The organism is Crossiella cryophila, assembly GCF_014204915.1.
In the GTDB taxonomy this organism is placed as follows: domain Bacteria; phylum Actinomycetota; class Actinomycetes; order Mycobacteriales; family Pseudonocardiaceae; genus Crossiella; species Crossiella cryophila.
Window position 1 is genome coordinate 8262399 of sequence record NZ_JACHMH010000001.1, and the last position, 24315, is coordinate 8286713.

Genomic DNA, 24315 nt, shown 5'->3' on the forward strand with positions numbered 1-24315 from the left:
GCTCACCACAACACCTCCGGCACTTCGACGACTCGGGACCGCAACCATTCGCCCAGTGCCTTGGCCTGGGGGTCGAACCGGGTCGAGGAGGCCACGCCGTCGCCGAGCAGGCCGCGGATGACGAAGTTCACCGCGCGCAGGTTCGGCAACGCGTGCCGCTGCACCGTCAGCTCGGCGCATTCGGGCAGCAGTTCCTTGAGCCTGGCCACGGTCAGGTGGTGGAACAGCCAGCGGTAGGCGGGTTCGGAGCGGACCCACACGCCGAGGTTGGCGTCCCCGCCCTTGTCCCCGGACCGGGCCCCGGCGATCCGCCCGAGCGGTCCGCGCCGGGTGGGCTCATGCCCGCCGAAGGGCACCGGATCGTTGCCCGCCAAGGGTTCCACCGGTCCCGCGGTGGTCACCGGGGGTTCCGCGACCTCGATCCGGGTCCCGTCCGGGAGCACCGCGACCTGCCGGACCTCGGCGCGGTCGACGTAGGCGGCCGAGTACACCCCGAACGGCGTGCCGTCGCCGGGTGGCGCGGTGACGTGGAATCCCGGGTAGGAGGCCAGTGCGAGTTCGATGGCCGACCGGGAGAACGCCTTGACCCGCTTGGGATCGGTGTCCTTGATGGTGGCGTGCAGCAGCGCGCTGGCGGTCTCCTCGGTGTCCGCGTCGGCCCGGTCGGTGCGAGCCAGGGTCCAGGTCAGCCCGTCCGCGCCGACCGCGTCCTCCAGTTGTGCCCGCACCAGGTCGGCCTTGCGTTGCACGTCGAGTCCACAGAGGACGAACGTGGTGGAGTTGCGGAAGCCGCCGAGCCGGTTCAGGCACACCTTCAGCCGCTCCGGCGGCGCGACCCCGGTGACCCCGTGGATGCGCACCCGGTCCGGCCCGGCGTCCTCGAGCTGGATGGTGTCGAACCGGGCGGTGACATCGGGGCCGAGGTAGGCGGGTTCGGCGATCTCGTAGAGCAGTTGCGCGGTCACGGTGTCCACGGTGACCGCGCCGCCGGTGCCAGGGTGTTTGGTGATCACCGAGCTGCCGTCGGCGGCGATCTCCGCGATCGGGAACCCTGGCCGCCGCGGGTCGTCGAGATCGGCGAAGAAGGCGAAGTTGCCCCCCGTGGCCTGGGTGCCGCATTCCAGGACGTGCCCGGCCACGGTGGCCCCGGCCAGGACGTCCCAGTCCTGGCGGTCCCAGCCGAAGTGCGCGGCCGCTGGCCCGACCACCAGGGAGGCGTCGGTGACCCGCCCGGTGACCACCACATCGGCCCCGGCGCGCAGGCAGTCCGCGATGCCCCAGGCGCCGAGGTAGGCGTTCGCGGTCAACGGTTCGCCGAAACCCAGCTCCGCCGCCCGCCCGCGCAGGTCGTCGCCCTCGACGTGCCCGACCCGCACGGCCAGTCCGAGCCGATCAGCCAGTGCCCTTAGCGCCTCGGCCAGTCCGGCCGGGTTGAGGCCACCGGCGTTGGTGACGATCTTGACCCCGCGTTCCAGGGCCACCCCGAGGCACTCCTCCAGCTGCCGGGTGAAGGTGCGCGCGTAGCCGAGCGCGGGGTCCTTGAGCCGGTCCCTGCCCAGGATCAGCATGGTCAGTTCGGCGAGATAGTCGCCGGTGAGGATATGCAGTTCGCCGTCATATAGTTGTTCGCGAACCGCGCTGAACCGGTCGCCGTAGAAGCCGGAGGCGTTGCCGATCCGCAGCACCCCGTCAGTCATCGAACTGCCCGGGTTCGCGGTCGGCTCCCGGCGGTCCGGCGAAGGCCTGCGCGATGCTCATCCACTTGGTCGCGACCGGGCCGGTGACGGTGAGTCCGAGGTCGTCCGGGTGCCGTCGGCGCACCACGTGCAGGCAGAAGTCCAGTGCGTCCCCGCTGACCCGGTCCACCGCCTCCGGCGGCCCCCACTCCCAGTGGTCCCCGTCCGGCCCGATCAGCTCGACCCGGACCGGTGTCTCCGGCGCGGGCTCGCCGCGGGAGACGAACGCGAAGCCCATGGTGCGCACACCCAGGTGCGCGATGTGCCGCAGCCGGTGGGTGGGCACCCGCCGGACACCCAGCGCGTCGGCCACGTCCTGGCCGTGCGCCCAGGTCTCCATGATCCGCGCGGTGGCCATCGAGGTGGACTTCATCGGCGGCCCGAACCAGGGAATCCGCTGCTCGGCGGGCACCGCGGCCAGCGCGGCGCGCAGGGTGGCCCGCCCGTCCCGCCACCGTCCGAGCAGTGATTCCGGCGCCTCGCCGACGCCCTCGCCGGCCCCGTCCTCCACATAGGACAGTGGGTTGGCCGCCTTGGCCGCCTCGAGGAACCCGGCCGGGTCGGTGGCCGCCTGGATGGCCTGCCGGTCCGTCCAGGCCAGGTGCGCCAGCTGGTGCGCGATGCTCCAGCCCGCCGCCGGGGTGGGTGTGGCCAGTCCGGCCGCGTCCAGTCCGGCGACCAGCGCGTCGAGGTCACCCCCTTCGGCGTCGAGATCCGCCAGCAAGCCCGCCAACGCGCTCATCCCCGCTCCCCTCGCAACGCCTCGTCCAGCATCGCCGCCCACTGCCGCACGATCCGCTTGCGCCGACGGCTGTCGTCGGTGAGCAGATTCGCCAGCGCCAGTCCGCGGATCAGGTCCAACGTCGCCTGCACCGCCTCGCGCACCCCGGGCTGCGCCTCGTCCACCCGCAGCAGCTCCAGGGCCAGCCGGTGCGTTTCCCGGCCCAGCCGGGTCTGCAACGGCAGCACCAGTTCCCGCAGTTCGGCGTCGGTGCGCGCGGCCACCCACAGTTCGAGGGCCGCGGTGAACAGCGGGCTGGCGTAGAAGTCGGCCAGCAGCTCCACCACGACCACGGTGTGCCCGCCGCCGCTGGAGGCGGTCTCGGCCTGGGCCCGCAGCTGCTCGACGCCGAGCGCGCCCACGTGCTCCACGGCCGCGGCGACCAGTTCGCCCCTGGTCCGGAAGTGGTGCAGTTGCGCGCCCCGGGACACCCCGGCCCGCTGCGCCACCAAGGTGGTCGTCGTGCCGGCCCAGCCCCGCTCCACCAGGCAGTCCACGGTCGCCACCATCAGCTTCCGTCGGGTCTCCCGGCTCCGGTCGGCCTGCCGCTGCCTGGAGGGCGCGCTCATGCCGGGAAGCATCCCGCTCAACTAACAAACAGTCAAGCCTGCTTGTTAGTTGAGCACCCCGATCCCCGCCCGCTCATCCGTGACCCGGATCACAGCTGACTCCACTTGCCGAATCGAATCGTACGCCGTACCGTACATCATACGAGCGGGGCGGTACTCCGCCTGCCCGCAGCACGGCCCGAACGAGCAGTACGAGAAGGAGCGCCAGTGACCGAAACCCATGTCCTCCCCACCGACGGAGCCGGATACGTCCCCACCAGCGAGGACGTGGCGAGCGTGCTCGCCTGGTTCGCCGAGTACGACGGCGCCGCGGCCGCGGTCCAGGTCGAGCGGATGGCCGACATGGCGTTGTTCCCGATCAACGTGGTCAGCACCGACGCCGACGGCAACGCCTCGGCGGCGACCTGGACCAGGGAGGTCTTCGTCGAGAAGTGGACCGAGATCCTCGGCGGCGGCCAGGACGTGCAGACCACCTCGGTGCGCACCCCGCACTTCCTCAGCAAGGACCTGGTGTTCGTGATCAGCGACGCCACGTTCACCGTGGGCGGGCACAGCCAGACCGTGCGTTACGGCGACCTGCTCGGCCGGGTCGGCGGGCGCTGGCTGTTCCAGACCATGGTGCAGGGCGGCTGGGGCGAGCAGTAACGAATACGCGCGCCAGGACGGGTCCGGCATCCCCTTCGGACCCGTCCTGGCGCACACTGCACAGGTGATCACCGTTGCGCTCAACCAGAACGCGGTCGCGGCGCTGCGCGGCCCCGGACTGCGCACCACCGCGCTGCCGACCGAGCCGCTGCACGCGTCGCTGCACACGGCGGTCATCGAACCCGGACTCGCGCGGCTCTCCGGCGCGCTGGTCTTCGCCGCACTCGCCGGCTCCGGCATCCCGGCCGGTCCTGACCTGACCGGCCGGGAGTGCCTGGCCAACAAACTGCACCTGAGCTACCACCTGCCGGTCTCCACCGGGGTGCCCGACGACGGCAGCGAACTCGACGTGGACGAGGGCGATCAGCGACTGCTGCTGCGACAGGGCATCCTGCTCGGTTTCGCCGTGTGTGAGCTGGCCGCGAACCTGCCAGAGCCGGTGCCGGTTCGCTCGATCGTGTCGGTCAGCCGCAGTGCGGGAACTTTCCGCTTCCACCAGGTCCGCGACGGCGAGCAGTGGCTGACCGAGGATCTGGACGGCTACCGGGCCGAGCGGATCGCCACCGTCGACCTGCGCCCCGCTCCCGCGCCATGAGCGATATCGACTTCTACGCCGACCTGGTGGCCACCGGCGCGGTGCTCGGCGCCGACCGGCACTGGACCCCGGCCGAGCTGGACGAACTCTTCGACGCGGACAACCGCGAGTACGTCGAGGCGGTCTCCACCGAGGCGCTCAACCTGGACTACGGGCTGCTGGAGTACTTCTGGGAACGCGAGTCCCGCCGCGGCGCGCCCTGGCACGGGGTGCACCTGAGCGCGCAGGTGCACCGGCTGGCCATCGGCTTCGGCGACACCCCCGCGCTGCTGCGGGAGAACTACGGCGAGTTCGAGCCGAACCCCTCCTTCGCCGAGCTGCGCGCCGAACTCCAGCGCCGGGACATCCCCCTGCTCGACCTGCCCCAGGAGATGCCGGCGCACCGCTCCTACTGGCAGCCGGACAGCCAGGCGGTGGTGATCGAGATCGTCGGCCAGGAGGAGTTCGTCACCTCCCCCACCGAGGAGATCGGCTCGATCAGCGGCATCTCCGCGCCGGGCCTGCTGCACAACCTGCCGAGGGCCCGCTTCGACGCGCTCAAGCAGTCCCTCAACCACCTGGCCACCGCCGGGGACGCCGACCGCCTCCGCTGGCTGGACCGGCACGATCCCGCACCCGGGCAGGAGCGGGCCGAGTGGTGGCGGTCGAGGCTGACCGTGTTCGCGATCAAACTCGGCTGGCGGGAGAGCGCCGAGGCGGTGTGGGTGCCGCTGTACCTGTGGTTCGCCGACCAGGCCGTCCGCCGTGGTGCCCTGGACCCGGCCGAGGTGGCCCGCCGCGTCGCCGAGTCCGCCGCCCGCCTGGAGCTGTACGGCCACAACGGTTCCGAGGACCGCCCCGCACTGCTGCCGGTCGCCGAGGACCTGACCACCACCCTGCTCGCCGGGGTGCCCCTGGACCGCGTCGACGCCGAACAACGCTGGGGCGTGCCCGGCCTGCACGGCACCGAGGTCCGCCCGCTGCTGCGTGCCCGGCAGCTGGTGGAGACCGCGGCCCGGCTGCGCCCGTTCCTGCGTGACTCAGCGGTCATCGCCGAGCTGGGCGAGTGGCTGCGGGTGTGGCCGGAATTCGGCCGTTCGGCGGGCTTGTTAGAAATGCGGAGTGACTGATCTCGACTGCTATGTCGAAGCCATCGCCACCGGAACCCTGCTCGGCATCGACCGCCACTGGGGCCCGGCCCAGGTAGACGCCCTGCTCGGCGGCGAGGGCCCGGACGGCCTGAACATCAGCACCCACCACTGGTGGCGCGACTACGGCCTGGCCGAGATCTTCTGGGGCAGAGCCTCCATCGCCGAACACTGGACCGGCCACCACTTCTCCCTGCAACTGCACCGCCTGCCCGGCGACTGGTGCAGGCCGAACGAGATGCTCACCGCCCGCCACGGCGAGTTCCGTCAACGCACCCGGTTCACCGACCTCCAGGCGGCCCTGGCCCAACGCGACATCCCCCTGGTCCAGCGGCCGTACGTGGACGACGACTACCTCCAGTTCGAACAACCGGCCTCCGGCACCACCCTGCTGGTCCTCAACCACCACCCCGCCCCAGACCCCGACTACCCGGACCTGGGCTTCGGCGACGTCTACAGCATCAGCTCCAGCGCCCACCCCCGCCACCTCCCCCTGGGCAACGCACCCAGGGAAACCTCCACCCACCAGCCACCCACAGCCCCAACCCTGCCCCCGTCCTCACCCCCAACCCTGTCCTCATCCTCAACCTCGTCCCCAACCTCAACCTCGTCCCCGTCCCTGTCCTCAACCCCGTCCTCGGCTCCGGCCCCGCGGCCCACCGAACCCTCCCCACCCTCCCCGCCCCTCGAACTCCCCTCCCCCACCCCAGACGAGTTCGTCCGCCAAGCCCTCGCCGCGGTCCCCCTCACCCCCGCCCAAACCCGCTGGGCCGACCCCACCGTCCGCGGCCCACAACTCCCCGACCAGCTGCTGACCCGAGAGATCATCGCCACCGCGGCCCGCTATCGCCGCCGGGTCACCAACCCTGCCATCGCCGCTGACCTGGCCGAATGGCTCACCCTCTGGCCTGAACTACGCTGACTTCCCCGCTGTACCTATTGGTATGTACAGTACCGGGGCAGACACCTCGGACCCCTTCCGAAGGAGATCACCGGTCATGCACGCGATGCGGTACGCGATCACCCTGCCCGCCGACTACGACATGGGCATCATCCGGGAACGGGTGGCCAGCAAAGGGTCCACTTTGGACACTTTCCCCGGTCTGGGCCTGAAGTCCTACCTGATCCGGGAACGGGGAGTGGCAGGTTCCCCGGTCAACCAGTACGCCCCGTTCTACCTGTGGCGCACCACCAGGGGAATGAACGATTTCCTGTGGGGCAAGGGTTTCCAGGGCATCTGCAACGACTTCGGCCGCCCCGTCGTCCAACACTGGACCGGCCTGGCCTTCGAACGCGGCCCAGCCAGTGCGATGGTCCCCACCACCGCCACCACCGAACTGTCCTCCCTCTGCTCCCCCGAACCCGGCGCCGCGGTGGAATCCGCCGTAGCCGCCCTGGAAACCCACGCCACCACCCCCGGCATCCACAGCACCGCCCTGGCCCTGGACCCCCGAACCTGGGAACTCCTCCGCTACACCCTGTGGACCGCCGAACCCCCACCCGGCACCGGCGTCCCCTTCCAGGTCCTGCACCTGTCCCGCCCAGAACTGAAAGACCTCCCCACCGGCCGCCACTGGTAAATCCCCAGCCCCCAAACCCCAAAGTTGACAAAATGCCCCCCATGACCGCCCCACCCGAACAAATCCCCACCCCCCGCCTACTCCTGCGTCGCCTACACCAGTCCGATGTGGACGAAGTCCACCAGGCAGTAACCGCAGCCCTCCCCCACCTCCGCCCCTGGATGCCCTGGGCAGAAGCCGAATACACCAGGGAAACCGCCACAACCTGGCTGACCTTCGTCCACCAAAGCTGGCAATCCCACACCGCCTACAGCTACGCCATAACCCACAAAAACCACCTGATCGGCGCCACCGCCCTGGAACGCCGAATAGGCCCAGGAGGCCTGGAAATCGGCTACTGGCTACACCCGGACCAGGTCGGCACGGGCTACGCCACCGAAGCCGCGGCCGCCCTGGTCCAGGCGGCGTTCTCGTTGCCGGACATCGAGTTCGTACAGATCTGGCATGACCTGGCGAATGTGCGGAGTGGGGCGGTGCCGAAGCGGTTGGGGTTCGCGGAGGTGGCCCGGCATGAGCCGCCGCGGGAGCCGTTGAGTCCGGGGGAGGTTGGGGTGGATGTGGTGTGGCAGTTGGATCGGCCGGTGGGGTGAGGGGTTGGGGGTGGGTTGATTGGGTCGGCAGGCGGGGCGGTTGACGGGGCGGCTGGCAGGCGGGTCGGGTTGGCTGGGTCGGCAGCTCTGGTTGGCAGGTCGGTCGGGTTGCCGGGGTGGAGGCTGGTGGATTGGCTTGGCGGGTATCGGCTTGGCTGGGTGGAGGCGGGTTGAGCGAGTGAGTTGACGGCATGGATTTGTTGGCTGGTAGCTTGGATTCGGCTACCCCAGCCCGAGCCCACCGGGCCCAGCAAAACCGGCGTTGAGATTCACCAGGTTGAGTGACCCGCAGCCGGAACCTTGCACTCTGATCGAATCGTTGCCGCAATAGAGCAGAGTGCGGGGCGGGGGACGGCGAGCCCCGAGGCACGCCCAGCGACCGCCAGACGGTGTGGACAGGCCGAGTGCTCCGACGAGGCGAACGTCCGGCCTGGCCAGCGAGCCGAGACCGGTCTGGCTCTCTGCACCTGCGACCACGGCCACCAACCGACCGGAACGCGGAGCGGGCAGCGAGCCAACCCAGCCGAGTCCGGGCCTGGCAGCACGCTGACGGCGGGACCGCACGATGCGCTGGCAGTCGGCCTGGGCAAGGCGATCGCCTCGTCACGCGGGCCGGGCGCCGCTCGACGGACTGCCGCGCGTCGACGGGCTGCCGCGCGCCTGGCCTGACCGGGGCGGGCAGCCGGGGCGGGCAGCCGGGCCGGGTTACCGGGGCCGGGGGTCGAGGCCGGCGCCGGTGTCCGGGAGTTGGTGACCGTGGTCGCAGGTCAGGATCGCGCGGACCTGGCCGCCGCAGTCCCGGTGGCGCAGTTCCAGCGGTGGTGGCGCCGGGGCGACCAGGTGCTTGTCGCCCCACTGCATCAAGGCGGTCAGCACCGGCTGGAGTTCTCGGCCCGCCGAGGTGAGCCGGTACTCCTGACGAGCCCGCGCCCCCGCCTCGCGGTACTCCTGCCGGGACAGGATCCCGTTGTCCACCAACGTGTTCAGGCGGGCGGTGAGGATTGCCCTTGGGGCGCCGGTGTGGTGGCGGATGGTCTCGAAACGGCGGTTGCCCAGGAAGACCTCGCGTAGGACCAGCAGTGACCAGCGTTCGCCCAGGACTTCCAGGGACAGGGCTACCGAGCAGGTTCTGGGGGCGGTCACGGGTGTGATTCTTCCACGAGTTGAGTTCGACTTGCGAACCTAGATGATACGGTCCCGCACATGAGTGAGCTGGCGCCCGCGTCCTGGGGTGAGCCCCGGAGCAAGACGGTGACCTGGTACGACCCTTTCGCGCTGGCCAAGGTCGGGGCGGGGTTGTCAGGGCTGGAGTATCTGACCGAGATGATCGAGGGGAAGTTGCCACCCTCGCCGATCGGCGGGCTGATGGGTTTTCGGGCGGTGTCGGTGCGGGAGGGCGAGGTTGTCTTCGCCTGCACGCCAGACGAATCCGCCTACAACCCGATCGGCGTGGTGCATGGCGGACTGGTCTGCACACTCCTGGACTCGGCGGCGGGGTGCGCCGTGCACAGCACGTTGCCGGCCGGGACGGGCTACACCTCGGTGGAGATCAAGGTCAGCTACCTGCGGCCCGTGCACGCGGACAGCGGCGAGCTGATCGCGCGGGGCTGGGTGACCAAGCCGGGGCGGCGGATCGCGTTCGCGGAGGCGAGTGTCACCGACGCGGCGGGCAAGCTGGTCGCGACCGCCACCAGCAGCTGCCTGGTCATGCCGATCTGATCCGCGCGAGCCTTGACGGACAAGGCTGGCGGACAACGCGTTGGCTCGCGGGCAAAGCCGCGACTCACAACAGGGTGAGTTGTTCCTGGTCGACCGGGGGCGCGATGGGGGCGCCCTCGGGCAGGCTGCCTTCCGGCCACACCGCGCCCTCGTCACCCGGCACCCCGGTCAACGTCCGGCCGCGGCGGTCCAGGCCATGGCGTCGTAACAGCGGTGCCATGCGTTCGGCGAGCCAGGTCCGGTAGCGCTTGTCGGCGTAGCTGCCGCGGCCGTAGATCCGGCGATAGCCCGCGACCCGGTCGGGATGTTCCCTGGCCAGCCAGCGCAGGAACCACTCGCGGGCGCCGGGGCGCAGGTGCAGGGCCAGCACCGTGACGCCGCTGGCGCCGGCGGCGGCGATCTGGCCCAACAACTCGTCCAGGCGCTCGGTGCCGTCGGTGAGCCAGGGCAGCACCGGGGCGACGAACACACCGCAGGGCAGGCCGGCGTCGGCGAGTCGGCGCACCAGGTCCAGCCGGGCCTGCGGACTCGGGGTACCGGGTTCCAGGCTGCGTTGCAGGTCGCGGTCGAGCAAGGCGAGGGAAACGCCCAGGCCGACCGGGATCTGGGTGGCGGCCTCGGCGAGCAGCGGGATATCGCGGGCCAGCACGGTGCCCTTGGTCAGGATGGACAGCGGGGTGCCGGAGTCGGCCAGCGCGCGGATGATGCCGGGCATCAGCTGATACCGGCCCTCGGCCCGCTGGTACGGATCGGTGTTGGTGCCCATCGCGACGTGCTCGCGCGTCCACTTCGGCCCGCGGACCTGTTTGGCCAGCACCTCGGCCGCGTTGATCTTGACGATCACCTGGGTGTCGAAGTCCGCTCCGGCGTCCAGGTCGAGGTAGGTGTGCGAGTTGCGGGCGAAGCAGTAGGTGCAGGCATGCGCGCAGCCACGGTAGGGGTTGACCGTCCAGCCGAAGGGCATGCTGGAGGCGGCGGGCACCCGGTTGAGCACCGACTTGGCGCGGACCTCGTGGAAGGTGACGCCGGCGAACTCGGGTGTGCGTACCGAGCGGATGAACCCGGACAGCGACAACAGCGCCGGCTGCCCGGCGTCGATCCGTTGTGCTTCCCATCGCATGCCATCGAGTCGAACATATGTTCGATTCGAACGCAAGTTCAGGCTGGCGGCGCTGTGGATAACCCGTTGACGCGACCGGCGTTCGGCTCCTCGATCACACCGCCGCCCCGGTGTGCAGCGCGGCCAGTGCGTCCGCGGTGGCCCGATCCACCGGCAGGTAGACGAGCAGCCGCAGCTCGTCCGTGCCCGGCAGCGGCAGGCTCTCGTAGCCCAGGGTCAGCGGCCCGGCCTCCGGATGCGCCCAGTGTTCGACGCCGGTCCACGCGGGCAGCACCACGGCCGCGGCGTACCGGCGGCTGAACTCCGCGCCCAGCATGATCGACAGCTCCTCGGCCAGCACCGCCGCCGGGTGATCACCCAGATCCGCCGCGGTGCGCAGGACCGCGGCCCGCTCGTCGGCCACCCTGGCCCAGTCCGGGAACACGGCGCGGGCACGCGGATCGCCGAAGACGAACCGGCTGAGGTTGACCGGCTCCTCATCCAGCAACCCGGTCGCCGCGGCCAACCGCCGGAACCCCGCGGTGCTCGCCAGCACCTCGCCGTGCGCGGTGAGCACGCACGCGGGCGCCGGTTCGAGCTGGTCCAGCAGCGTGCGCACGGTCGGCCGCAGTTCGATCGCCTGACTCGCGGCGAACGCGCAGGCCGTCCCGGTACTCGCCTTGATCAGGCGGTACAGGTGCACCCGCTCGTCCGCGGTGAAGCCCAGCGCGTCGGCCAGCGCGCCCAGCACCTGCCCGGACGGGTGCCGGTCGCTGCCGCGTTCCAGCCGGGTCAGGTATTCCACGCTGATCCCGGCCAGCTCGGCCAGCTCACCGCGCCGCAGTCCGGGCGTGCGCCGGCGCGGGCCCGCGGGCAGCCCGACCTCCGCCGGGGTGACCGCTTCCCGGCGCGCCCGCAGGAAACCACCCAGCACGTTGTCCGCCACGGTCCTCGACCTTACGCGGAAAGGGTCCCTCGCACGGTCTCCCATCCACAGGCCCGCCGGCCGCAGGATGGGCGGCATGCGGTACCGACTTTTCGGCCAGACCGGCCTGCGCGTCTCGGAAATCCTGTTGGGCACCATGGTGTTCGGCGACCAGGCCGAGGCGCGGCGCATCATCGACGCCTACGCCGACGCCGGCGGCAACGTGCTGGACACCGCCTCGGCCTACGGCGACGGCGAGGCACTACTGGGTGAGATCCTCACCCGCCGGGACCGGTTCGTGCTCGGCACCAAGTACACCCTCTCCCGCGACCACGACGACCCGAACGCCGCGGGCAACCACCGCAAGAACCTGACCCGCTCCCTGGAGCAGAGCCTGCGTCGGCTGCGCACCGACTACCTCGACATCTACTGGGTGCACCTCTGGGACCGGCACACTCCCCTGGAGGAGACCATGCGCGCGCTGGATGACGCCGTGCGCGCGGGCAAGATCCTCTACACCGGCGTCTCCGACGCCCCCGCCTGGGTGGTGGCCAGGGCGAACACCCTCGCCGAATGGCGCGGCCAGACCCCATTCGCCGGTCTACAGGTCCCCTACAACCTGCTGCGCCGCGACATCGAGCGCGAACTGCTGCCGATGGCCGAGGCGTTCGGGATGAGCGTGACCGCATGGGCGCCGCTGGCCTCGGGCAAGCTGACCGCCACCGCCGAGTCCAACCGGGTCGACCCGGCCACCCTCACCCCGCGCGAACTCGCCGCCGCCGAGGCCGTGCGCACCGTCGCCGAGGACCTGGGCGCACGGCCCGCGCAGGTGGCGCTGGCCTGGCTGCGCAGCCGGTCGAAGGCGGTGTTGCCGCTGGTCGGGGTGAGCAGCCTGGCCCAGCTCACCGAGAACCTGGCCGCGCTCGACCTGGTCCTCCCCCAGGACGCCCTGGACCGCCTGGAGTCGGCCGCGCCGTTCGAGCTGGGCTTCCCCGGCGACTTCATCGCCGAATGCGAGCCCGCCCCGTTCTGCTTCGGCAACGCCGCCACCCGCCTGGACGGCCGCTGACACCCCGGCCGATCAGCTCGGCCGGGTCCCGGTCCTGGCCCGAGGGCACGCCGCCCACCCGCCAGGACCGGACGCACGCCGGTCAGCCGCGCACCGCCTGGGCGATGAACTCGCGCAGCGGCAGCGCGGGCCGGCCGATCAGCTTCTCCAGGTCCCCGCGCGGCACATCCAGCTCGCCCTCGCCGATCGCCCGGTAGCTGTCCACGATCAGGCCTGCGAGGCCCTCGGGCAGACCGGCGGCGAGCAGACCGGCCTTGGCCTCCGCCGGGCTGATCTCGACGTACTCCACGTCCTTGCCCGCGGCTTCGGAGATCAGCTTGGCGAAGTCGGCGTAGCTGTAGGACACCGGCCCGCCCAGCTCGTAGATCGTGTTCTGGTGACCTTCGGTGGTCAGCGCGGCCGCCGCGGCGGCGGCGAAGTCCGCCCGCGCCGCCGGGGCAAACCGCCCGCTCCGGCTGGAGGTGGCCAGGGCGCCGGTGGCCAGCGCGCCCGCGATGGTGCCCAGGTCGTTCTCGAAGTACCAGTTGTTGCGCAGGATCGTGTACGGGATGCCGCTTGCCTTGATCACTTCCTCGGTGGGGCGGTGGGTGTCGGCCAGCACGATCGTGGCGGTGTCCGCCGAGGTCAGCGAGGTGTACAGAATGTGCTGCACCCCGGCGGCCTTGGCGGCCTGGACGGCGTTGGTGTGCTGGCGGACCCGCTCGGCGGCCCCCTCCCCGTCGGTGGAGATGATCAGGAGCTTGTCCGCGCCCGCGAAGGCGGCGGCCAGGGTCTCGGGGCGGTCGAAGTCGCCATGACGAAGCTCGATGCCCAGGTCGGCGCCCTTGTCCGGGTTGCGCACGCTGCCGATCACCTGATCCGCGGGGACCTTGGTCAGCAGGTGCTGGACCACGAGCCTGCCGAGCTGTCCGGTAGCGCCGGTCACCACGATCGTCATTACTGCCTCCTGGAGCGGTGGGGTTCTTCCATCCGCTCCAACCGGCTTCGCATCCCAATACTTCCCCAAAGTTAGTAATGACTTTGAAGTCAGTTACTATCTCAGGGGAACCAAAGGAGCTGACGTCGTGGAATTCGATCCGAACGACCGGGACTGTCCGACCCGGCAGCTGCTCGACCGCATCGGCGACCAGTGGACGGTGCTGATCGTGTTGTCCCTGCGGGACGGCCCGCGCCGGTTCACCGAGATCGGCACGTGGATCAACGGCATCTCGCAGAAGGTGCTGTCCCAGACCCTGCGCAGCCTGGTGCGCGACGGCATGCTCACCCGCACCGCCTACGCCGAGGTGCCGCCGCGGGTGGAGTACGCGCTGACCCCGCTGGGGCACAACCTGGCCGAGACCGTCACCTACCTGGACCGCTGGGCCCGGGAGCACATGGGTGAGGTGCTGGCCGCGCGCGCCGAGTTCGACCAGGTCAAGGCGGCCGCACGCTAGGCGCTCCAGCGGGATCGGCCACGCCAGGCCGGATCGCGGCCGAGGTAGGCCAGCAGGAACTCGCCAGCGCCCGCGTCCGGCCCCTCGTGGGTCACCGGGCCGAAGCGGTGCGGGCGGTCGGCGGCGGTGACGAACAGCGGGACCAGGGCCAGGAGTTCGCGGGCCAGGGACTCCGGCAGCGGGTGGTCGCCGTCGCAGGCCACCGCCAGGTCCCAGCCGTGCACGGCGATCTCGACCGCGCCGGTGACCACCACCAGGGTCGCGGTGACCGGACAGCCCGCGACCGCAACCAGGTCCGGACCGTCCCGGCGACGCCAGCTCCGGACCAGCCGGGCGGCGTGCCGGCGAAGGCTGCCGACCAGGTCGGCGGCGGGTTGCTCGCGACGGGCCGGGGTCAGCGCGACCTGGCCCAGGTCAGCGGCCTCGGCGAGCGCGGCCAGGGAGTCCTCCAGGTGGTGCAGCAGCGCGCGGACGTCCCAGTCCGGGCAGGGAGTGGGCCAGGTCAGGGTCGCCGGGGTCACCAGGTCCAGGCCGCCCATGGCGTAGCGGACCGCGCGTTCCAGCAGGTCGACCCCGCCCAGCAGCGGCGCCCCGCCCGTCCCCGTCATGGCCGCCGGCTCCCCTTCCCGCACCGACCGCCGGCACTCATCAATACAGACCCGGAAAGCGGCCGGGAATCATCGGTGAACCGGCCACCACCCCCGCAGCACTACTCTCCGCAGCCAATCGCCACAGCCACCACGATGGCGGGACCGAGCCCCCTCGGATCCACCCTGCTCACAGCCCTGCCCCGCCACCACCCCAAGACCCACGGCAACCAACCCACACCCGATTCAGCGACACCAGGTCACACGATGGAAGATTCCAGGCGGAGAATTTAGAACACCTGTTCGATCCCGGGCTAGTCTCAATGCCATGACCCCAGCCCTGCAGACCTCCCTCTTCGACCAGGCCACCCCCGGCCTCGCCCCGCTCACCCGCGCCCAGCGCACCCACCTCGCGCACGACGCCTGGATCGACGTCCTGCCCGCCTGGCTGACCGGTGCCGACGAACTCTTCGACGAACTCGCCAGGGCCGTGCCCTGGCAGTCCGAACGCCGCCAGATGTACGACCGCGTGGTCGATGTCCCCCGCCTGCTCTGCTTCTACCCGGAGGACTCGGACCTGCCCGCCGCCACCCTCACCGGGGCCAGGGACGCCCTCAACCACCACTACGCCGCCGAACTCGGCGAGCCCTTCCGCACCGCGGGCCTCTGCTACTACCGCACCGGCCAGGACAGCGTCGCCTGGCACGGCGACACCCTGGGCCGGGGCGCCACCGAGGACACCATGGTCGCCATCCTGTCCGTCGGCGCCGCACGTCCGCTGTTACTCCGCCCCCGCGGCGGCGGCGAGGTCCGCAGGCATTCCCTTGGCCACGGCGACCTCATCGTGATGGGCGGCTCCTGCCAGCGAACCTGGGAACACGCCATCCCCAAGACCGCCCGCCCGGTGGGCCCCCGGATCAGCATCCAGTTCCGCCCCCGAGGAGTCCGCTGACCCGGTCGGCTATCGGCGCGCCCGCAGGGTCATCGACACCTGGACCACGTCATCCAGGGCGATGTTCTCCTTGTGCCGCACGGAATCACGCAACGGCAGGACATAGCCGCCGTCCTTGGCATACAAGGAGGTACGCCAACGAGATCGCCCCAACACCACCTCGACCGGGATCATGCCCCACCCGTAGGTCACAGCGCCGGCCAACTCCCGGACGAGCGCGGACTCCGCGGCCGGCACGGTCACGAAGTGAAACGGCGCGGGCCCACGCCACTCCCACACCACCCCGTCGAAGTCGAACCGCATCGCGGGATCAGGCATCGCGGACGACCACGGCGTCGGCGGCAGCGCCGGGCATGGTGGCCCGGATGTCGGAATGCACGGCCACGACCCCAGTCTAGGAACGAACGACCAGAACCCAATCAGCGCGACCACAACCCACCAGCACCCCCGGCACCCACCGACCAACCACACGGCTCCCCAACCTGTCCCCCACACCACCACTCAGCCCCACCCACACACACAATCCGCCGACTGCCCACCACCAGTTCCGACCTCCACTCCGACAACACCCCTCAACCCCAACCACTCCACCCCGCCCTGCCTCGCCCGCTCCCAACGACCTCAACCCGTTCCACGGCACTCGCCCACCCCGACGCACACCCGACCACCGCCCGGCTCTGGCCGCCCCGAATATCGACCTACACCCGGCTGTGTCCCGCCCCGTCACCGCCGAATCTCTGCCCACACCACGCCGTATCCCGACCCACCCGCGCGGAAAGCGCTTCGCGTCACCCACCACGGCCGACACTCCGCGACGCTCCGGCCGGACGCGCCCGCGTGATGGGACGGCGGCTACCGGTTATGGGTACATTTCTCGGTGACCCAGGGCGAGGACGGCCTGGAGATAGGACCGTCGAGATGAGTGCCCGGCCTGCGGAGAGCAGCACCGCCCTGGAGGTCTCGGCGGCGGCCTGCCGGCAGGCCAGGTTGCTGGTGCGGGCGACGCTGGCCGGGTGGGGTGTGGCGGGGCCGGTGGTCGAGGACGCCATGCTGGTGGCCAATGAACTGGTGGCCAACGTGGTCGACCACGCCAAGGGGCCGTTGCGGATCGAGTTGCTGCCGAAGACTGGCGGCGTGCTGATCCGGGTCAGCGACGGCAGCCCGGTGCCGCCACGGTTGCACCGGGGTCCGGTGGACTCGGTGCGGCGGCGCGGTCTGCAGTTGGTCGAAGCGCTCTCGGCCCGCTGGGGACACGAGCCGACCAGCGAGGGCAAGATCGTCTGGGCGGAACTGACCGGATAGGACCACGACCGCCGAGCAAGGCTCCCGGTTCAGCCGAACGCCGGAATCGCCGGACCCACGGCGCGACCGGACCGGCGGGCAGTCGTCGTCGACCCGCCACGCCGATCACGGTCAACTCCGGTCACGATCAACACCCGCGACGGTCAACGCCGCCGAGGCGCCCCGGGCAGTCGGGACGCCGGACAATCGGGCAGCCCGGACGCGGCTAGTTGCTCGCGGGCGGAGCCGCCTGCTCGCCCAGCGCGAACGAGAGCTGTCCCTCCTCGTCGACCTCGGCGTCCAGGATCTTGTCGTCGAGGAAGGCAGCGGCCTGCGGGTCGAGGAAGACGTGCGCGCCCTCGCCGACCAGCACCTGGTCGTTCTGTTCCGGGCCGGAGGCGAGGGTCATCTGCAGTTCGCCGGGCCGGTCCTCGCCGCTGGCAGAGAATCGCAGGCCGGAGCCTTCCGGCACCCCGTCGGCGGCGACGATCGTGCGGACGACCTCGATGGCCGTGGGCGTGAGAGCGAGCATCGGTGGGTTCCCTCCGTAGTCGGCACGGCTGTCGAAGTGGGCCACGCTAGCGACGGTTCTGGTGCCGCGCAGTGTCAACCATCAAGGTGTACTTGCGGTACACCCCATTAGTGCGCACTATTGGTTCATGCCCTTGCCGCGCTACTTCCGGTTACCCACCGAACGCCGTCGACACCTCCTGGACATCGCCCGCGCGCATTTCGCCGCGGACGGCCTGGACGGCGCCTCCTACAACAAGATCATCACGGCCGCCGGGATCTCCAAGACCAGCGCCTACCAGTACTTCGACGGCCGGGAGGACCTACTCGCCGCCGTGGTCGCCGACGCCCGAGACCGCCTGGCCGACACCCTGGGCGACTGGCCGGAAGTGCTGACCCGCGCCGACTTCTGGCGGGAACTCCACGCGGGCACCACCCGCCTGCTCACCCACGTGGTCGCCACCCCGGCGGACCTGGCGGTGGCCGTGGCGATGATCACGGTCGAGGCGGACCAGCGGCTGGCGGCGTGGCTGGACGCGCTGCTCGCCGATGGCCGGAGGTTGGGGCTGGTGCGGGCGGAGGTGGATCCGGAGCTGATGCGGGCGGCGACGGCCGCGGTGTTCCGGGCGGCGGACGGTTGGCTCGCGACCCGGCTGGAACCGGCGGACCCGCAGGTGCCGGAACAACTGTGGCGGTTGTTGGCCGGGTTGTGGTCGGCGCCGGAACTGGCCGAGGCAGATCGGACTGCAGCGAACAGGATCGTGGCGGGCAGCGCTGGAACGGGTGGGGCCGAGGCAGGCCAGGCTGGACCAGACCGGGGCGAGGTGGAAAGCACTGGAGCGGGTGGGGCCGAGACAGACCGGATCGAGACAGACCGGATCGGGGCGGGCAGGGCTGGGGAAGGCAGGGCTGCGGCGGACCAGAACGGGGCGGACCAGAGCGAGGCAGGGCTGAGCGGGGCGGGACGGGCCGAAACAGAACGGGCGGAGACAAGACGGGCCGCGACAGGTCAGGCCAGGGCAGACCAGAGTGGGCAGGGCTGAGCCGATGCCAATGCCGACTGAGGGAACGCCTGCTGAGCCGGGGGAAACCGGGGCACGGGGCCGCGAGGTGCCGGCCGCGGCACAGCGGGGAACTGGGCGGCGGGGAACTGGCCTGCCAACTGAGACCGAACGGGACAGCCCGGCAGGAACCAAACAGGACGGCCCCGCGAGAGCCGAAGGGAGCGGCTCGGTCGAGACCGAGCGGGACGGCCCGGTGGAGACCGAACGGAGCGGCGCGGCGGAGATCGAACGGGACGTCACGGCGAGAGCCCAACGGAACGGCCCGGTGGAGACCGAACGGGACGTCACGATGGGGACCGAACGGGGCGGCGCGGTGGGGACCGAACCTCGGCGGGCTGTAGAAGCGCGGACTGAAGTAGCACCGCGGGCGGACATGCGGGCGGACTGGACGATCCCGCCCACCACCCCCGGCTGGCGTGGCGCGCTCTCCCGGGCCATGGGACCCGGGCGGACCCGGGCCGAGCTGCTCGCCGAACTGCTCGGTGGTGGGATCGCGGTGGGGTTGCTCGCGGTCCTGCTCGTGCCCTGGTTATGGCCTGCTGGGTCCGGGGCCTCGGCGGGGTGGGTTCGGGTGATCGTGTTGGTGGTGCTGGCCGTTGATCTGGTCGGTGGGGTGCTCACCAATGCGACCACGGCCGCGAAACGGTGGTATCACCGCGATCCTCGGCCTGCGGCGCGGGTTCGGTTCGTCGCCTTGCATCTGGTGCATCTGGCGTTGTTCGGGCTGCTTGTGCTTGACCGGGACTGGGGTTGGGCGTTGGGCAATGCCGTTGTGCTGCTGGTGGGCACGGTGCTCATCGAGTGTTCGCCGGTGCCTGCCCGGCGGGTGGTGGCGATGGCGGCGTTCCTGGTCGCGGTGTTGGTCAACCTGGTGTGGTTGCCGATTCCGTTGGTGTTGGTGTGGGTGCCGGTGTTCTTCCAGCTGAAGTTGCTGGTGTGCCATCTGGTGCCGGAGGTGCCGGTGGGTTAGCCGAGGCTGGTGACGAACTTGGCCACTGCTTCTGGGCGGAGGCGTTGGGCTACCCGGCCCTGGGGGGCGAGGGTGGCCAGGCGATACAGGGGGCGGTCGGCGGCGGCGTCGCCTCTGGCCTCGGCGCGGAGTTGGGCGACCAGCAGCTCGGAGTAGGTCAGGGCGTGCGCCTCGCCGGTGGTGGCCAGGACGTCGGCCAGGCGGCGCAGGGCGAGGATGCCGAGTTCGCGACCGCCTACGCCGGCGTAGATGGCCAGGGCGATGTTGACGGTCTTGTTCCTGGGTGGGCCGCTGATCAGCAGGCCGGTGGTGCGGGCGCCGCGGACGTCGGTGATCAGCAGTTCCAGCCGTTGGGCGGCGCGCAGGTCCACCCGGCGGGTGCCGAGGGCGCGGACCGAGACCACGCCGTCCTGCAGCCAGACCTTGCGGCGGGCCTCGGTGATCGCGAGCAGGACCAAGGGCAGCGCGACGATCACCGCCGCGCTCAGGCCGAGGGTGGCGCCACCGAAGAGCCCGAACAGGCCGCCGATGGCGCCGCCGACCAGCACCGCCCCGATCGCCACCGCGGTGGCGCGCTTGCGCAGCAGCGCCCCGTCCAGCAGGTCGAGGGGGATCTTCTCGCCGGGAGTCATCGCGGCCGCGCCAGGGCCGCGCGGATCTCGGTGACCACGTCGTCCAGGGGTACCGGACGCTGGTCGCCGCTGGTGAGGTCCTTGAGCTGGGCGATGCCCTCGGCCAGGTCGCGGTCGCCGAGCACGAGTGCGAAGCGGGCGCCGGATTTGTCCGCGGCCTTCATCGCGCCCTTGACACCCCTGCCGCCGTAGGCCAGGTCGGTGCGCACGCCCGCGGCGCGCAACGCGCCGCCGATGGCGACCAGGCGGGAGCGGGCCGCCTCGCCCAGTGGCACGCCGAAGATCTCGCAGCGGGCCGGATCGCCGACCGCGAGGCCCTCGGCCTGGCAGGCCAGCAGGGTGCGGTCCACGCCCAGGCCGAAGCCGATGCCGGAGAGCGGCTGGCCGCCGAGCTGGGCCATCAGGCCGTCGTAGCGGCCGCCGCCGCCGATGCCGGACTGGGCGCCGAGACCCTCGTGCACGAACTCGAAGGTGGTCTTGGTGTAGTAGTCCAGGCCGCGGACCATGCGCGGGTTCTCGGTGAACTTCACGCCCAGGTCGCCGAGGTGGCCCTTGGTCTGCTCGTAGTGCTCGCGGCATTCCGTGGACAGGTGGTCGACCATCAGCGGCGCGTCGGCGAGCAGTTCCCGCAGTTCGGGGCGCTTGTCGTCGAGCACGCGCAGCGGGTTCAGCTCGGCGCGGGCGCGGGTGGCCTCGTCCAGGGGCAGCTTGGCCAGGAACGCCTGCAGCTTCTCCCGGTAGGCGGGGCGGCAGGTGGCATCGCCGAGTGAGGTGATCTCCAGGCGGAAGCCGGTCAGGCCGAGGGCGCGGAAGCCGGCGTCGGCCACCGAGATGACCTCGGCGTCGATGGCCGGGTCGTCGATGCCGATGGCCTCGATGCCGACCTGCTGCAACTGCCGGTACCGGCCGGCCTGCGGGCGTTCGTAGCGGAAGAACGCGCCCGCGTAGTACAGCTTCACCGGCAGCTGGCCGCGGTCCAGGCCGTGTTCGATCACCGAGCGCATCACGCCCGCGGTGCCTTCGGGCCGCAGCGTGACCGAGCGGTCGCCGCGGTCGGCGAAGGTGTACATCTCCTTGCTGACCACGTCGGTGGACTCGCCGACGCCGCGGGCGAACAGCGCGGTGTCCTCGAACACCGGCAGCTCGATGTAGCCGTACCCGGCGCGGCGGGCCTGATCGGTGAGGGTGTCCCGGACGTGCAGGAAGCCCGCGGAGGTCGGCGGGTAGTACTCGGGGATGCCCTTGGGAGCGGCAAAGGTGCTCATCGGTAGTGCTTCACAGTCCTCGGGTCGGGAAGGCCGGTGCGTCTCCGCCGGACAACCCCATCAGGAACGGGTTGCCGGCGCGCTCGCGGCCGATGGTGGTCGGGCTGCCGTGGCCGGGCAGCACCACGGTGTCGTCGGGAAGCGGCAACACCTTGGCGCGCAACGACTCCATGATCTGGGCGGAGTCGCCGCCCGGCAGGTCGGTGCGTCCGATGGACCCGGCGAAGAGGGTGTCGCCGGACAGCAGCAGCCGTCCGCCTTCCTCGGCGCCGGTGCGGAAGCACACCGACCCGCCGGTATGGCCTGGGGTGTGGTCGACGGTGAAGGTCAGCCCGGCGATCTCCAGCTGCTGCCCGTCGGCCAGCTCGCGCACCTCGTTCGGCTCGCGCAGTTCCAGCCTGCCGCCGAAGAACTCCGCGGCGTCCGGGCCGAAGCCGCGGGCGGGGTCGCTGAGCAGCGCGCGGTCCCCGGCGTGGATCCAGGCCGGGATGTCGTGGCCGTCGCAGACCGGGGTGACGGAGAAGATGTGGTCGAAGTGGCCGTGGGTGAGCAGCACGGCGACCGGGGTGAGCCGGTACTGGCGCAGCGCCCGCTCCAGGAGTTCCTCGGCTTCCTGGCCGGGGTCCACGATGACGCAGGCCTCGCCCTCGTCGGCGGCCAACAGGTAGCAGTTGGCGGCGAGGGGGCCCGCGGGGAACCCGGCGACGAGCACGGGGAAACCTCCTGGTCGACTGCTGGCGGAGTGTGCCCCTAGCCTAGCGAGCGGTTCGAGCCGATTTTCCCGGGTCGGCCGACTGACGGCGGGTACCGCCACACGGGCCTTACACGATCCGATCTAGACTCCGCGCGCCACCACCACATCAACTTGACCAGGTCGACCCCCAGGGGAGGATCCACGTGCCGAGCAACGAGCAACGGCGCCAGGCTGCCAAGCGCAAGCTGGAGCGGCAGCTGGAACGCCGGGCGGTGCGCGCCAAGCGCCGTCGTGTGATCGGCGCGGCGGCCACCGCCGTGGCGGTCCTCCTGGTCGGCGGCGGCATCTACTGGTTGGCGACCTCGGAGAGCACCCCGGACGCCGCGGCGAACCCCTCGGACACCTCGACCACGCCGCCGCCCCCGCCGGGCAAGCAGACCGAGGGCCCGTGCAAGTACACCGAGACGCCGGCCGAGCCCGCGGCCAAGGAGGCCGGGCTGCCGCCGGATGTCAGCCCGACGCCGGACAAGGGCACCGCGCAGGTGGACCTGAAGACCAGCCAGGGCGCGATCGCGCTGACACTGGACCGGGCGAAGGCGCCGTGCACGGTGCAGAGCGTCACGCACCTGGTGGCCAAGAAGTACTTCGACAACACCGTCTGCCACCGGATGACGACGGAGTCGCTGAAGGTGCTGCAGTGCGGTGACCCGCAGGGCACCGGCCGCGGCGGCCCCGGCTACACGATCAAGGACGAGAAGCCGAAGGACCTCAAGCAGGGCAAGCAGTACACCATCTACCCGCGCGGCACCCTGGCGATGGCCAAGACGCAGGCGCCGGACAGTGGTGGCAGCCAGTTCTTCATGGTCTTCGCCGACTCCGAACTGCCGCCGGAGTACACGGTCTTCGGCACCGTGTCCGAGGACGGGCTGAAGGTGATCGAGAAGGTCGCCGCCGGTGGCGTGGAGATCCCGCAGGGCGGGCAGCCGGGTGACGGCAAGCCGAAGCTCGAGGTCAAGATCGAGACGGCCACGCTGAAGGGCTGACCGCTCCCGAGTTCGACGAACCCCCGGCCGGGCTTTCCGGCCGGGGGTTCGTTTTCGCGTTCCGCCGGGCTTCCCTGCGGGGGTTCGTCCTGGCGTTCCGCCGGGCTTGCAGGCGGAGGGTCGTTCTGGCGTCCCGCCGGACTTCCAGGCGGGGGGTAGCTCTGGCGTTCCGCCGGACTTCCAGGCGAGGGTTCGTCCTGGCGTCCCGCCGGGCTTCCCTGCCAGGGGTTGGGTCGCGCTCCCCTCGACTTAATTTCACTAGACACTGAAGCCACTGCGTCCGCCGATGACATAGCGGCGGGTGCGGCGGTACCACTGGTTGTCCCCGGCCAGCCAGTCCCGCAGGTAGCAGGCGAAGCGCCGCACCTCCGGCCGCGCCTGCAGTGCCTCGGTGATCCGCTCGAACTGCGCCAGCCGGGCGGTGTAGAGGCCGAAGGCCAGGTCGACGGCGGTTTGCAGGTCGCAGGCGAAGAACTGCCGGATGGTCAGCAGCAGGTTGTTGACGTCCTGTTCCTCCTCGATCTCCTTGCGGTAGGAGTGGATGTCGTTGCGGATGCCGACCACATCGGCGAAGGTCTCGATCATCGGCCGCAGCTCCCGGGAGGCCAGCGCCTCGGGCGGCAGGTGCACGCCGACGCTGAGCGCGCCCAGTCCGGTGGACAGCTCGGTGCCCGCGGTCTCCCGGCGCATCTCCAGGTAGTCCACCGGGTCCGGCACCCGGTGCTGGAGGTTGTTGGCCAGCTCCCACAGGTTGCCGCGGGCGAAGCGGAGCACCTCGCCGGGGAAGCGGGCGCGGACCGGGGCGGGCAGCGCGGGTGCGGTGTCGGCCCACACGTCGGCCAGCGCGCGTTCGACCTGGTTCTCCGGGCTCGGCGCGGCCACTCCGGGCGGTGGCATGAACGCGGCCAGCCGGTCCACGAACCGGCGGGCGCCGAGCGCGTCGCGGGTGCGTTTGTAGGCGGCCACGAAGTAGTCGTCGAGGGCGAGCAGGCACACGTCCCACCGGGCCACCTGACGCAGCCGGGCCTCGGTGGCGTCCGGGTGGGTGAGCGCGGCGAACAGCGTCCAGTCGTCGGCGTCGAAGCTCAGTTCGGTCCAGGTGCCGGGGCTGGCGAGCAGGCCCATCCGGCGGGCCCAGGACCGGGTGTCCCGGCGGACCGCGTCGACGTGCGGGTTGCACCTGGACGGCCAGGGCACGGTGAGGTCGGGCAGCAGGAACGGGTGACCGGGGGTGCGCGCGGGACGGGTGGGCATGCCCCGGTCATGCCAGCCGCCGGGGCCGGGGACAAGTCCGGGTCACCGTAATGCGACGGGATTCCTCCCTCCGGGCGTCCGGCCGCCGCTGGTGCGCCGACGAGCTGCCCCGATGGCGGATTGCTACCAAACGATTGCGCAGGGTAGTTGTTTGAGTACCGGGCGGGGGCCGGGTGTTCGCTTCGTCGCCGCGAG

General features: G+C 71.2%; 28 protein-coding genes. 14 read left to right on the forward strand and 14 right to left on the reverse strand.

The window, feature by feature from the left end; genetic code table 11:
• Window positions 1-2: 2 nt before the first annotated feature.
• From HNR67_RS35395 to HNR67_RS35405, 3 genes are read right to left on the reverse strand one after another with little or no spacing between them, the layout of a single operon-like run.
• Window positions 3-1697, reverse strand: a complete 1695-nt coding sequence (locus HNR67_RS35395; protein WP_185007070.1) for an acyclic terpene utilization AtuA family protein — start codon at window positions 1695-1697, stop codon at window positions 3-5.
• Window positions 1690-2478 (reverse strand): TIGR03084 family metal-binding protein, encoded by a 789-nt coding sequence (locus HNR67_RS35400; protein WP_185007072.1) that lies wholly within the window; start codon window positions 2476-2478, stop codon window positions 1690-1692. The genes HNR67_RS35395 and HNR67_RS35400 overlap by 8 nt, the downstream gene beginning before the upstream one ends.
• Window positions 2475-3086 carry a TetR/AcrR family transcriptional regulator gene (locus tag HNR67_RS35405; protein ID WP_185007074.1) on the reverse strand — a complete coding sequence of 204 codons (612 nt, stop codon included), beginning with the start codon at window positions 3084-3086 and terminating at the stop codon, window positions 2475-2477. Before HNR67_RS35405 ends, HNR67_RS35400 begins: the two co-directional genes overlap by 4 nt.
• Window positions 3087-3293: 207 nt before the next feature.
• On the opposite strand from HNR67_RS35405, the gene HNR67_RS35410 reads away from it, so the two are divergent.
• The 6 genes from HNR67_RS35410 to HNR67_RS35435 all read left to right on the forward strand — a co-directional run bounded on the left by HNR67_RS35410 (window position 3294) and on the right by HNR67_RS35435 (window position 7623).
• Window positions 3294-3731: a nuclear transport factor 2 family protein gene (locus HNR67_RS35410; RefSeq protein ID WP_185007076.1), complete on the forward strand. Its 438-nt coding sequence runs from the start codon at window positions 3294-3296 to the stop codon at window positions 3729-3731.
• Window positions 3732-3795: 64 nt separating this feature from the next.
• On the forward strand, window positions 3796-4326 hold the full coding sequence (locus tag HNR67_RS35415) for a hypothetical protein (protein ID WP_185007078.1): 531 nt from the start codon (window positions 3796-3798) through the stop codon (window positions 4324-4326).
• The gene (locus HNR67_RS35420) at window positions 4323-5435 is read left to right on the forward strand and encodes a hypothetical protein (RefSeq protein WP_185007080.1); all 1113 of its coding nucleotides are present in this window, start codon (window positions 4323-4325) and stop codon (window positions 5433-5435) included. The genes HNR67_RS35415 and HNR67_RS35420 overlap by 4 nt, the downstream gene beginning before the upstream one ends.
• Window positions 5428-6375: a hypothetical protein gene (locus HNR67_RS35425; RefSeq protein ID WP_185007082.1), complete on the forward strand. Its 948-nt coding sequence runs from the start codon at window positions 5428-5430 to the stop codon at window positions 6373-6375. Before HNR67_RS35420 ends, HNR67_RS35425 begins: the two co-directional genes overlap by 8 nt.
• 76 nt (window positions 6376-6451) lie before the next feature.
• On the forward strand, window positions 6452-7033 hold the full coding sequence (locus HNR67_RS35430; protein WP_185007084.1) for a DUF4865 family protein: 582 nt from the start codon (window positions 6452-6454) through the stop codon (window positions 7031-7033).
• A 41-nt stretch (window positions 7034-7074) separates the two neighbouring features.
• On the forward strand, window positions 7075-7623 hold the full coding sequence (locus HNR67_RS35435; protein WP_185007086.1) for a GNAT family N-acetyltransferase: 549 nt from the start codon (window positions 7075-7077) through the stop codon (window positions 7621-7623).
• Window positions 7624-8328: 705 nt separating this feature from the next.
• Here the strand turns inward: HNR67_RS35435 and HNR67_RS35440 are convergent.
• Complete coding sequence (locus HNR67_RS35440) at window positions 8329-8766, reverse strand: winged helix-turn-helix transcriptional regulator (protein ID WP_185007088.1); 438 nt, start codon at window positions 8764-8766, stop codon at window positions 8329-8331.
• Window positions 8767-8826: 60 nt separating this feature from the next.
• Between HNR67_RS35440 and HNR67_RS35445 the strand changes: the two genes are divergently transcribed.
• Window positions 8827-9342 carry a PaaI family thioesterase gene (locus tag HNR67_RS35445; RefSeq protein WP_185007090.1) on the forward strand — a complete coding sequence of 172 codons (516 nt, stop codon included), beginning with the start codon at window positions 8827-8829 and terminating at the stop codon, window positions 9340-9342.
• Between the two features lie 64 nt (window positions 9343-9406).
• On the opposite strand, the gene HNR67_RS35450 is transcribed toward HNR67_RS35445, so the two are convergent.
• A complete protein-coding gene (locus HNR67_RS35450) occupies window positions 9407-10462 on the reverse strand; it encodes an Rv2578c family radical SAM protein (protein ID WP_185007092.1) in 1056 nt (351 codons plus the stop codon).
• Between the two features lie 94 nt (window positions 10463-10556).
• Window positions 10557-11387, reverse strand: coding sequence for a helix-turn-helix domain-containing protein (locus HNR67_RS35455; RefSeq protein WP_185007094.1), 831 nt, complete (start codon window positions 11385-11387; stop codon window positions 10557-10559).
• Between the two features lie 76 nt (window positions 11388-11463).
• Between HNR67_RS35455 and HNR67_RS35460 the strand changes: the two genes are divergently transcribed.
• Window positions 11464-12435, forward strand: coding sequence for an aldo/keto reductase (locus tag HNR67_RS35460; RefSeq protein WP_185007096.1), 972 nt, complete (start codon window positions 11464-11466; stop codon window positions 12433-12435).
• A gap of 82 nt (window positions 12436-12517) precedes the next feature.
• Here HNR67_RS35460 and HNR67_RS35465 read toward each other — a convergent pair whose 3' ends face one another.
• Window positions 12518-13372, reverse strand: a complete 855-nt coding sequence (locus HNR67_RS35465) for an SDR family oxidoreductase (RefSeq protein ID WP_185007098.1) — start codon at window positions 13370-13372, stop codon at window positions 12518-12520.
• A gap of 127 nt (window positions 13373-13499) precedes the next feature.
• Between HNR67_RS35465 and HNR67_RS35470 the strand changes: the two genes are divergently transcribed.
• Window positions 13500-13868, forward strand: a complete 369-nt coding sequence (locus HNR67_RS35470) for a winged helix-turn-helix transcriptional regulator (protein WP_185007100.1) — start codon at window positions 13500-13502, stop codon at window positions 13866-13868.
• Here the strand turns inward: HNR67_RS35470 and HNR67_RS35475 are convergent.
• A complete protein-coding gene (locus HNR67_RS35475) occupies window positions 13865-14476 on the reverse strand; it encodes a TIGR03086 family metal-binding protein (RefSeq protein WP_185007102.1) in 612 nt (203 codons plus the stop codon). The genes HNR67_RS35470 and HNR67_RS35475 overlap by 4 nt on opposite strands.
• 307 nt (window positions 14477-14783) lie before the next feature.
• Between HNR67_RS35475 and HNR67_RS35480 the strand changes: the two genes are divergently transcribed.
• Window positions 14784-15407: an alpha-ketoglutarate-dependent dioxygenase AlkB gene (locus tag HNR67_RS35480; protein ID WP_185007103.1), complete on the forward strand. Its 624-nt coding sequence runs from the start codon at window positions 14784-14786 to the stop codon at window positions 15405-15407.
• A gap of 9 nt (window positions 15408-15416) precedes the next feature.
• Here HNR67_RS35480 and HNR67_RS35485 read toward each other — a convergent pair whose 3' ends face one another.
• The gene (locus HNR67_RS35485; RefSeq protein WP_221490163.1) at window positions 15417-15725 is read right to left on the reverse strand and encodes a DUF1905 domain-containing protein; all 309 of its coding nucleotides are present in this window, start codon (window positions 15723-15725) and stop codon (window positions 15417-15419) included.
• 600 nt (window positions 15726-16325) lie between these two features.
• Between HNR67_RS35485 and HNR67_RS35490 the strand changes: the two genes are divergently transcribed.
• A complete protein-coding gene (locus HNR67_RS35490; RefSeq protein WP_185007105.1) occupies window positions 16326-16709 on the forward strand; it encodes an ATP-binding protein in 384 nt (127 codons plus the stop codon).
• 205 nt (window positions 16710-16914) lie between these two features.
• Here the strand turns inward: HNR67_RS35490 and HNR67_RS35495 are convergent, their stop codons facing one another.
• Complete coding sequence (locus HNR67_RS35495) at window positions 16915-17220, reverse strand: hypothetical protein (RefSeq protein WP_185007107.1); 306 nt, start codon at window positions 17218-17220, stop codon at window positions 16915-16917.
• Between the two features lie 127 nt (window positions 17221-17347).
• Between HNR67_RS35495 and HNR67_RS35500 the strand changes: the two genes are divergently transcribed.
• Complete coding sequence (locus tag HNR67_RS35500; RefSeq protein WP_185007109.1) at window positions 17348-18241, forward strand: TetR/AcrR family transcriptional regulator; 894 nt, start codon at window positions 17348-17350, stop codon at window positions 18239-18241.
• A gap of 598 nt (window positions 18242-18839) precedes the next feature.
• On the forward strand, window positions 18840-19232 hold the full coding sequence (locus HNR67_RS35505) for a hypothetical protein (RefSeq protein WP_246492666.1): 393 nt from the start codon (window positions 18840-18842) through the stop codon (window positions 19230-19232).
• Here HNR67_RS35505 and HNR67_RS35510 read toward each other — a convergent pair.
• From HNR67_RS35510 to HNR67_RS35520, 3 genes are read right to left on the reverse strand one after another with little or no spacing between them, the layout of a single operon-like run.
• Window positions 19229-19864, reverse strand: a complete 636-nt coding sequence (locus HNR67_RS35510; protein ID WP_185007111.1) for a hypothetical protein — start codon at window positions 19862-19864, stop codon at window positions 19229-19231. The genes HNR67_RS35505 and HNR67_RS35510 overlap by 4 nt on opposite strands.
• Entirely contained in the window at window positions 19861-21129 is a 1269-nt protein-coding gene (gene hisS, locus HNR67_RS35515; RefSeq protein WP_185007113.1) for a histidine--tRNA ligase, read from the reverse strand. Before hisS ends, HNR67_RS35510 begins: the two co-directional genes overlap by 4 nt.
• A gap of 10 nt (window positions 21130-21139) precedes the next feature.
• Window positions 21140-21841, reverse strand: coding sequence for an MBL fold metallo-hydrolase (locus HNR67_RS35520; protein ID WP_185007115.1), 702 nt, complete (start codon window positions 21839-21841; stop codon window positions 21140-21142).
• Between the two features lie 185 nt (window positions 21842-22026).
• Between HNR67_RS35520 and HNR67_RS35525 the strand changes: the two genes are divergently transcribed.
• On the forward strand, window positions 22027-22866 hold the full coding sequence (locus HNR67_RS35525; RefSeq protein WP_185007117.1) for a peptidylprolyl isomerase: 840 nt from the start codon (window positions 22027-22029) through the stop codon (window positions 22864-22866).
• 258 nt (window positions 22867-23124) lie between these two features.
• Here HNR67_RS35525 and HNR67_RS35530 read toward each other — a convergent pair whose 3' ends face one another.
• Window positions 23125-24120: a terpene synthase family protein gene (locus tag HNR67_RS35530; protein WP_185007119.1), complete on the reverse strand. Its 996-nt coding sequence runs from the start codon at window positions 24118-24120 to the stop codon at window positions 23125-23127.
• Window positions 24121-24315: the final 195 nt, after the last annotated feature.

What these genes read in the sequence shown, in the direction of transcription:
- HNR67_RS35445 (WP_185007090.1), top strand. Translation starts at nt 8,827, where the DNA reads ATGAGTGAGCTGGCGCCCGCGTCCTGGGGTGAGCCCCGGAGCAAGACG.
- HNR67_RS35495 (WP_185007107.1), bottom strand. Translation starts at nt 17,220, where the DNA reads ATGCTCGCTCTCACGCCCACGGCCATCGAGGTCGTCCGCACGATCGTC.
- HNR67_RS35465 (WP_185007098.1), bottom strand. Translation starts at nt 13,372, where the DNA reads ATGACGATCGTGGTGACCGGCGCTACCGGACAGCTCGGCAGGCTCGTG.
- HNR67_RS35400 (WP_185007072.1), bottom strand. Translation starts at nt 2,478, where the DNA reads ATGAGCGCGTTGGCGGGCTTGCTGGCGGATCTCGACGCCGAAGGGGGT.
- HNR67_RS35395 (WP_185007070.1), bottom strand. Translation starts at nt 1,697, where the DNA reads ATGACTGACGGGGTGCTGCGGATCGGCAACGCCTCCGGCTTCTACGGC.
- hisS (WP_185007113.1), bottom strand. Translation starts at nt 21,129, where the DNA reads ATGAGCACCTTTGCCGCTCCCAAGGGCATCCCCGAGTACTACCCGCCG.
- HNR67_RS35530 (WP_185007119.1), bottom strand. Translation starts at nt 24,120, where the DNA reads ATGCCCACCCGTCCCGCGCGCACCCCCGGTCACCCGTTCCTGCTGCCC.
- HNR67_RS35480 (WP_185007103.1), top strand. Translation starts at nt 14,784, where the DNA reads ATGACCCCAGCCCTGCAGACCTCCCTCTTCGACCAGGCCACCCCCGGC.
- HNR67_RS35405 (WP_185007074.1), bottom strand. Translation starts at nt 3,086, where the DNA reads ATGAGCGCGCCCTCCAGGCAGCGGCAGGCCGACCGGAGCCGGGAGACC.
- HNR67_RS35510 (WP_185007111.1), bottom strand. Translation starts at nt 19,864, where the DNA reads ATGACTCCCGGCGAGAAGATCCCCCTCGACCTGCTGGACGGGGCGCTG.
- HNR67_RS35485 (WP_221490163.1), bottom strand. Translation starts at nt 15,725, where the DNA reads ATGCCTGATCCCGCGATGCGGTTCGACTTCGACGGGGTGGTGTGGGAG.
- HNR67_RS35500 (WP_185007109.1), top strand. Translation starts at nt 17,348, where the DNA reads ATGCCCTTGCCGCGCTACTTCCGGTTACCCACCGAACGCCGTCGACAC.
- HNR67_RS35435 (WP_185007086.1), top strand. Translation starts at nt 7,075, where the DNA reads ATGACCGCCCCACCCGAACAAATCCCCACCCCCCGCCTACTCCTGCGT.
- HNR67_RS35460 (WP_185007096.1), top strand. Translation starts at nt 11,464, where the DNA reads ATGCGGTACCGACTTTTCGGCCAGACCGGCCTGCGCGTCTCGGAAATC.
- HNR67_RS35450 (WP_185007092.1), bottom strand. Translation starts at nt 10,462, where the DNA reads ATGCGATGGGAAGCACAACGGATCGACGCCGGGCAGCCGGCGCTGTTG.
- HNR67_RS35490 (WP_185007105.1), top strand. Translation starts at nt 16,326, where the DNA reads ATGAGTGCCCGGCCTGCGGAGAGCAGCACCGCCCTGGAGGTCTCGGCG.
- HNR67_RS35475 (WP_185007102.1), bottom strand. Translation starts at nt 14,476, where the DNA reads ATGACGGGGACGGGCGGGGCGCCGCTGCTGGGCGGGGTCGACCTGCTG.
- HNR67_RS35420 (WP_185007080.1), top strand. Translation starts at nt 4,323, where the DNA reads ATGAGCGATATCGACTTCTACGCCGACCTGGTGGCCACCGGCGCGGTG.
- HNR67_RS35430 (WP_185007084.1), top strand. Translation starts at nt 6,452, where the DNA reads ATGCACGCGATGCGGTACGCGATCACCCTGCCCGCCGACTACGACATG.